Source organism: Streptomyces sp. NPDC002690, assembly GCF_053592415.1.
The window spans coordinates 1-7,126 of sequence record NZ_JBSFVR010000384.1 but is presented as its reverse complement, the minus strand read 5'-3'; the positions used below and the strand labels follow the sequence as shown (position 1 = coordinate 7,126).

Sequence of the window (7,126 nt, the reverse complement as noted above, 5' to 3'; positions counted from 1 at the left end):
GGATTCGGCCACCCGGGCCGCGTGCGGCCGCAGTACCAGGCTCGCCCGCGCCGAGTGCTGGTAGAGGCCGCGCAGCCGCAGACCCCGCCCCGCGGCGGCCAGGTCGCGGCGGACGGCGGTGTCGGCGAGGGCGGCCCCACCCGCGTCCGGTCCGGGGCGCACGGTGAGGACCTCGTCCCGCGCCTCGTGGACGGCCGAGAGCAGCGCCGCGTCGAGGGCGGCCCTGCCCCGGAGGACCTCGATGCCCCGGCCGCGGTCGCGGTGTCTGCGGCCCTCGTCGAACAGGGGCCGCAGTTCGGCGAGGGTCCGGCGCATGGCCCGCGTCCGCTGGAGTGCGGCGTCCACCGCCTGCTGTCTCTCGCGCAGTTCCTGTTCGGCGGGGTCGAGCAGCTCACCGGCTGCCGCCCTCGGATCGACGGCGCTCCACAGGCCGTCGCCCCGGGTGACGAGCCGCAGCGACAGCAGGGTCTCCAGCGCGACATCGAGTTCGAGGAGCGTCAGACCGGTGTCCTCGCCGAGCCGTTCGTCCGACGGTCTGGGGCCCCCGGACAACGCGGCATAAACCCGTACGGCATCGTGGCCGAGCTCAGGCAGCACAGTCGGTCGCCTCCCCCCCTTGTCGCAACGCGCCGCAGTATCACCGGCGTTGAGGACATCGCACGAGGGGTGTATCACTCCGTGAGAAAGGGGCACCGTCGAATCCCCTTTTATGGTGACAGCTCCTGTGTCTGTTTGCTGTCGGCACCTTCCTGCCAGTGGCCGGGCGGTCCCGGCCGGTCCGCTTCCTCTGCCAGAGTCCGTGCCGATCGCCCGGCAGGAGAGCAACGACCGGAGGAATCCCCCATGACCACCGCACTCACCGACGTATCCACCAGCTGGCGGATCAGTCCTGAGTTCACCTTCACCGACGAGGAGCACACGGCTCTCGTCGAGGCCCTGAGCAAGGTGACGGCCAACCCGTACCGGCTCTACGAGGCGCACCTCTTCCAGATCAACCGGCTGATCGCCGAAGGAGTCGTCCCCCAGCGCTTTCGCGCGTACGTGGACACCCTCGCCTCCCGGGACCGCAAGGCGGAGCCGGTCGTGGTCCTGAAGAACGTGCCGTACGACCGTGACGTGCCGGTCTTCGACTTCGACGAGCCGGTCAAGTCCAAGTACGAGCTGAAGAAGACGTTCGTCGCCGAGGGCTTCCTGGCGCTCTTCGCGCAGCTCGCGGCCACGCCCGCCATCGGCTACCTGAACGTCAACGACGGCGATGTCTTCCAGGACATCTACCCCAAGCGTTCCATGCAGTCGAGCCAGTCCCAGAAGGCCCTCAACCAGATCCACTTCCACAAGGACCTCGCCAACCACTTCGTGCGGCCGGACCAGGTCTACATGGTGGGCATGCGGAGCAACCCGGAGAACGAGGTGTACACCTCCTTCGTCCGGAACATCGACGTGATCGCCGCGTTCGACGAGGCGGAGCTGGATCTGCTGCGCAGCCCGCAGTTCCACACCCCCTTCGACGACCTCACGGTCATGGGCGGCAGCCTGGAACTCGGCGAGGCGGACAAGCACCCGATCATCGGCGGCGAGGACGACCTGCGTTACTTCGAGAACCGCACGCAGGGCGTCACCGAGGAGGCGCGGGCCATCGTCCCGAAGGTGTCGGCGGTCCTGCACGCCCTGAAGCAGCGGGTGTTCGTCGAGCCCGGCGACTTCGTCATCACGTACAACAACCACACCGTGCACGCCAAGGAGGTGCTGGAGGTCCGCAAGCCCGAGGACCTGCGCACCCGTTGGATTCTGAAGACGGTCAACGTGGACGATCTGGCCCCTCACGAGCGGCACTTCATGCCCGGCACCAACCACCTCGTGAACGGCTGACATGAGACCGACCCCGCCGTGCCGGCTCGACGGGACCTGCGTGTGCGAGTCGCGGCTGCACGGCACGGCGGGGGAACGGACCGTACTCCCGGCCGGCGCGGCCGTCCTCGGCCTGCGGGACGCGCGCCGGCCGCTGGTCGCCCTCGGGCCGCGGCCCCTCGCGGACCCGGTGGCCGTCAAGGCCCTGCTGGCGCTGGTGGTCACGGAGGTGCTTCCGGTGGTGGCCCTGGGCCGGGCGGCCCACCTCCTCCCGGACGAACACCCACTCCGCCTCGGGGTGTTACCCGGGCCGGAGGAACTGCTGGTCAGGACTATCCTCCGGCGGGCCGACGTGATTGTCTGGGTGGACGGTCCCGCCGCGGCGAGCGACTGCGCACGGGCCTTCACCGGCCTGGTCTCGGCCTACGCACGGGCCGAGGGCGCGGACCGTACGGACTGGTGGGCCGAGATCACGAGTTACCGGCTCCACCACCGACAGCGGCGTCGGACGAGGGAACCGGCACCTCACCGGGTGCTTCTCACGGACATGCCCCGGAAGGCCGCGGTCTCCCCCACCGCTGCCCCTTGCCGTCCGGCAGGGACAGCGGCTCGCACGCCGCACGGCCTTCGCGCGCCCCTCCATGACGGATTCCCCCCGACGACGGACTCCTCCTTCGACGGACATCAGAACGCCAACAGAGAGTGACAGTCATGCCGACGCTGGCCGCCATGGTCGAAGAGAGCGCCCGGCTCCGCCCGGGAGCCGTCGCGGTGGAGGGCGCCGATCACGCGCTCACCTACGAGGAACTGCTGGTCCGCGCCCGGGAGATCGCCGCCGGCATCACCGCCGCGAACGCCCGCTGCGTCGCCGTCACCGGGGAACGGGGACCCGCCCTGGTCGCGGCGGTCCTCGCCACCGTCCTCGCCGACGTGCGCCTGGTTCTGATCGATCCGGAGCTGCCCGCCGCGCGCCGCGCCGCGATGACCACCGCGGCGGGCGCCGCACTGCGCCTCACGGCCGCCGCGGGCGGCGAGGTGACGGCCGAGCCGCTCACCCCCGAGGAACACGCCGAAGGGCACGCCGGAGAACACACCGCCGAGAACTCCGCCGACCCCGCCCCCGGTTACGTCTTCTTCACCTCCGGCACCACGTCCACCCCCAAGGCGGTCCTCGGACGCTGGTCCGGCGTGGCCCACTTCGTCGGCTGGCAGCGGGACACCTTCGAGATCGTGGAGGGCGACCGCTTCGCGCAGCTCACCGGGCTCTCCTTCGACGTGGTGCTCCGCGACCTCTTCACCCCGCTCGTCTCCGGCGCCACCGTGTGCGTGCCGCCCGCCGGTGCCGCGACCGGCCGGGACGGGATCATCGGCTGGCTGCGCGGTGCGCGGATCAGCGTGGTCCACACCGTGCCCTCGCTGGCCGCCCGGTGGACGTCCGCCGCCGCCACCGCGCCCGGCGGCCCACTGCGTCTGACGTTCTTCGCGGGCGAGCCGCTGCCCGGGGCTGCGGTGACCCGTTGGCTGGAGCACTTCCCGGACAGCAGGGTGCTCAACCTGTACGGGCCTTCCGAGACGACGCTCGCCAAGTTCTGGCACGACGTGACCGCGCCCGCGCCCGGGGTCCAGCCGGTCGGGGCGCCGCTCCCGGAGACCGAGTTCCGGCTGGTGGACGGCGAGGTGTGGATCTCCACCCCGCACGCCACCGACGGCTACCTCGGCGCCCCGGACGAGCAGCGCGCCCGCTTCGTCACCACCGCCGCCGCCGTGGGCGAGGCCCCCCGCGCCTGGTACCGGACCGGGGACCTCGGCGAGCTGGGCGAGGACGGGGCACTCCGTCTGCGCGGCCGCTCCGACTTCCAGGTGAAGATCGACGGGAACCGGGTCGAGCCGGAGGGCATCGCCGCCCTGCTGCGCGAGCACCCCGCCGTGCGCAACGCGGTCGTGGTGGCCCTCCCGCGCGAGGACGGATCGGTGCGGCTCGTCGGCTACTACGAGGCCACCGCCGAGGATGCCCCCGAGGACGAGATCCGCCGCTGGTCCGGCACCCGGCTGCCCGCCGCGCACGTGCCGTCCGTGCTGCGCCGCCTCGACCGGCTCCCGCTGAGCGCCAACGGCAAGGTGGAGCGGTCCGCGCTCCCCGACCCCTTCGCGGCCAAGACGGCCGACGGCCCGGACGACTCACCCGAGGACGGACCGGCCGCCGACCCCTTCACCCGTACCGTCGTGGACGTCTTCCGGCACGTGCTGCCGGACGCGCCGGACCGGAGCGACTCCGACTTCTTCGACTGGGGCGGCACCTCGCTGGACTCCGCCGAACTCGCCGTCCGCCTCCTGTCGGCCACCGGCCGGAGGATGGAGATGAGCGAGATCTACGCCCTGCGGACGCCCGCCGCCATCGCCCGGGTGCTGCGCGATCGCGAGCCGGACACCCAGGACGGCATCCCGCACGGCGAGCGGCCCGGCACCACCGGGCTCTCGCCGCAGCAGCGCCGCTACCGCAACGTCTACCTGCCTCGCGTCAACCGCTCGTGGAGCAACATGCCCGCGCTCTTCGCGCTCCCCGACGGGGTGGACGCCGAGGCGGTGGAGGGCGCCCTGCGCACGGTGCTGACCCGCCACGACAGCCTGCGGGCGTACTTCACCGAGGAGCCCGGGGGTTCCCCGGACGACGCCGGGCTGCGGCAGCATTTCGTGCCGGTGGACGAGGTGCGCGTCGAGGTGGAGACCGACGACCTGCGCCCACTCCCCGAGGACGAGCAGGACGCCCGGATGCAGGAGCTGCGGATCGCCGGTGCCAACACCCCGATCGACATCACCCGCGCCCCGCTCTTCCGGACCCGGCTGCTGCGGCACCACACCGGCCGGTCGACGCTGCTGTGGACCGTCCACCACATGGTCTCGGACGGCTACAGCCAGCGCCTGCTGCACCAGGAGCTGACCCACCTGCTCTCCGGTGAGCCCGAGCGGCTCCCGGAACTCCCCATCGGCTACCGCGACTACATCGCCTGGCGCGCCGCCCCCGGCTCCGCCGAGCGCACCGCCGAGGCCCACCGCCCGTACTGGCAGCAGGTGTTCGGCGAACCCTACGAGCGTCCGCTGCTGCCGCTCCTGGAGGGCGCGGTGGAGCCGGCGCGCGGCATCGCCCACCAGTTCCCGGTCCCCGACGAGGTGCGGGCCGAGGTGGCCGCGTTCTGCCGGACGCACGGGACCACCCCGTTCTCCGTGTACTTCGCGGCGTACACCCTGATGTGCCACGACCTCTTCGACCGCGAGGACCTGGTGATCGGTACTCCGGCCGCCGGGCGCACCCGTCCCGAGTTCCAGGAGCTCATCGGCAACTTCATCTCCCTGGTGGGCATCCGCCACCGCCTCGGCGAGACCGGCGGCTTCGCCTCGCTGGTCGCCGCCCTCCAGGAGCGCACGGTCCTCGCCATGGAGCACCAGGACTACCAGTACGACCAGCTCATGGCGGACATCGGCGCCGTCACCGACGACGACCGCTTCCCGCTGACCACGGTGTTCCTCTCCCTGGTGGAGGTGCCCGCCGACCAGGCGGCGACCCTGCGCGCGCCCGCCCACCGGGACCTCGGCTGCGAGGTGAAGTTCGACCTGATGGGCTACCTCAAGCGGTCGGGCGACATGATTGCCCTCGAACTCGACACCCGTCAGGGCCTGTTGAGCCCGGACCGGCTCGAAGAGCTGGCCGGCACCTTCCTCACCCGTCTCCGCTCCGGCCTCAAGGAGGGCTGACCGCCATGCACGCAGTCATGATCTGCTCCGGGGCCCGCACCCCCTCGCCCCGTCTGCTCGCCCACCCGCTGATCGACCGGCTCAGTGTGATCACCGAGAGCGGCCACACCGCCCGCTACCCCGGTCATGTGTCCGTGGAGACCGTCGAGGACATCCACGACGTGGAGCAGGTCCTCGGCGCGGCCTGGCGGATCCTCAGCCGCGGCCCGGTGAGCGGAATCCTCGCTCCGTACGAGGTCGGGCTGCCGGCCGCGGGCTACGTCCGTACCGCCTTCGGGCTGCCCGGTCCCGGGCACGACACCGTCGCCGGGTTCACCGACAAGTACGTCATGAAGACCCTGCTCTCCCGGGCCGGACTGCCGATGGTCCCGTTCGCGGGGGCGCACAGCGACGAGCAGGTGCACCTGCGGGCGGCGGAGCTCGGCTGGCCCGTCGTCGTCAAACCCGCGCACGGCGGCGGCTGCAAGGGAGTCTCCGTCGTCTCCGGGCCGCGCGAGGTGGACGAGTGGCTGTCCGAGGGCGGCAGCCCGGGCCCGCGTCTGCCCACCGTCGTGGTGGAGCGCGAGGCCGAGATCCTCGCCGAGTACCACGTGGACGGGGTGGTGGAGGAGGGCCGGGTACGGTTCGTCGTCACCTCCCGCTACCTGGAACCCGTACTGGGGCGCATCGGCCAGGGCGACCCGTACGGCTCTTATCAGCTGCCGCTCGGCCACCCCGACCACGAGGCGATCGCCGCCCTGCACGCGCGGACCGTCGCCGCGCTCGGGCTGCGCTCGGGCGTGACGCACCTGGAGGTCTTCGCGACGCCCGACGGCTTCCGGGTCTCGGAGATCGCGTGCCGTCCGGGCGGCGGCGGCATTCCGGCCGCCATCCAGCAGCGCCACGGCGTCGACATGTTCGACGTGTGCGTGCGGACCTCCCTCGGCCTGCCGCCGCTGCCGGAGGGCACCGACTGGGAGGACGTGGCGGGCAAGCACGACGGGGTGCCGTGGTTCGGGCACTGCGGGCTCGCCCTGCGGCAGGGTGAGATCACCGGGATGACCGACGCGGAGGACCTGGCGGCGCTGCCCGGCGTCGCCCGCGTCGATCTGCTCAGCCGCGTCGGCGACGTGATCTCGGGCCACATCTACTCCGCGTCGGGGGCCGGGTTCGTCCATCTGACGGCGGACACCGAGGAAGAGGTCCAGCAACGGCTCGCGGCCGTCCGCGACCTCTGGACGATCCGGACCACGCCCGTCCCCGCCGCCGGATGACCACCACGACAGGAGCCACCGTGCCCTCCCCCCACGTCACCCATGTCCTCGTGGGTTACAGCGCGCTCGTCATGAACGAACTCGACCGGTTCCTCCCCGAGGCGTCCGTGCTGATCCTGGAGGAGCCGCACGTCATCGCCGCACGTGACGTGCACACCGCGGCAGCACGCCACACCTGCGTCGCCGAGGTCCGGCCGGCCGCCACCCAGGACGAGACGAACGCCGGGAAGCTCGCCGCGGCGGTCGGGCGCCCGCCCGCCGTGCGCGCGGTGCTG

The 7,126-nt window shown here is 72.3% G+C and carries 4 protein-coding genes and 2 pseudogenes; 5 read left to right on the top strand and 1 reads right to left on the bottom strand.

Features of this window, described 5'->3' with window-relative positions; genetic code table 11:
* Positions 1 to 597 (bottom strand): annotated as a pseudogene (locus ACWD3D_RS31165) (hypothetical protein); the annotation flags it as partial.
* A 246-nt stretch (positions 598 to 843) separates the two neighbouring features.
* Here ACWD3D_RS31165 and ACWD3D_RS31160 point away from each other — a divergent pair.
* The 5 genes and pseudogenes from ACWD3D_RS31160 to ACWD3D_RS31140 all read left to right on the top strand — a co-directional run.
* Positions 844 to 1,869 carry a hypothetical protein gene (locus ACWD3D_RS31160; protein ID WP_451464099.1) on the top strand — a complete coding sequence of 342 codons (1,026 nt, stop codon included), beginning with the start codon at positions 844 to 846 and terminating at the stop codon, positions 1,867 to 1,869.
* A gap of 1 nt (position 1,870) precedes the next feature.
* Positions 1,871 to 2,554 carry a hypothetical protein gene (locus ACWD3D_RS31155; RefSeq protein ID WP_451464098.1) on the top strand — a complete coding sequence of 228 codons (684 nt, stop codon included), beginning with the start codon at positions 1,871 to 1,873 and terminating at the stop codon, positions 2,552 to 2,554.
* A gap of 5 nt (positions 2,555 to 2,559) precedes the next feature.
* Positions 2,560 to 5,598: a condensation domain-containing protein gene (locus tag ACWD3D_RS31150; protein ID WP_451464097.1), complete on the top strand. Its 3,039-nt coding sequence runs from the start codon at positions 2,560 to 2,562 to the stop codon at positions 5,596 to 5,598.
* Positions 5,599 to 5,603: 5 nt separating this feature from the next.
* Positions 5,604 to 6,851: an ATP-grasp domain-containing protein gene (locus ACWD3D_RS31145; RefSeq protein WP_451464096.1), complete on the top strand. Its 1,248-nt coding sequence runs from the start codon at positions 5,604 to 5,606 to the stop codon at positions 6,849 to 6,851.
* 20 nt (positions 6,852 to 6,871) lie between these two features.
* Positions 6,872 to 7,126: pseudogene (locus tag ACWD3D_RS31140) on the top strand (ATP-grasp domain-containing protein); the annotation flags it as partial.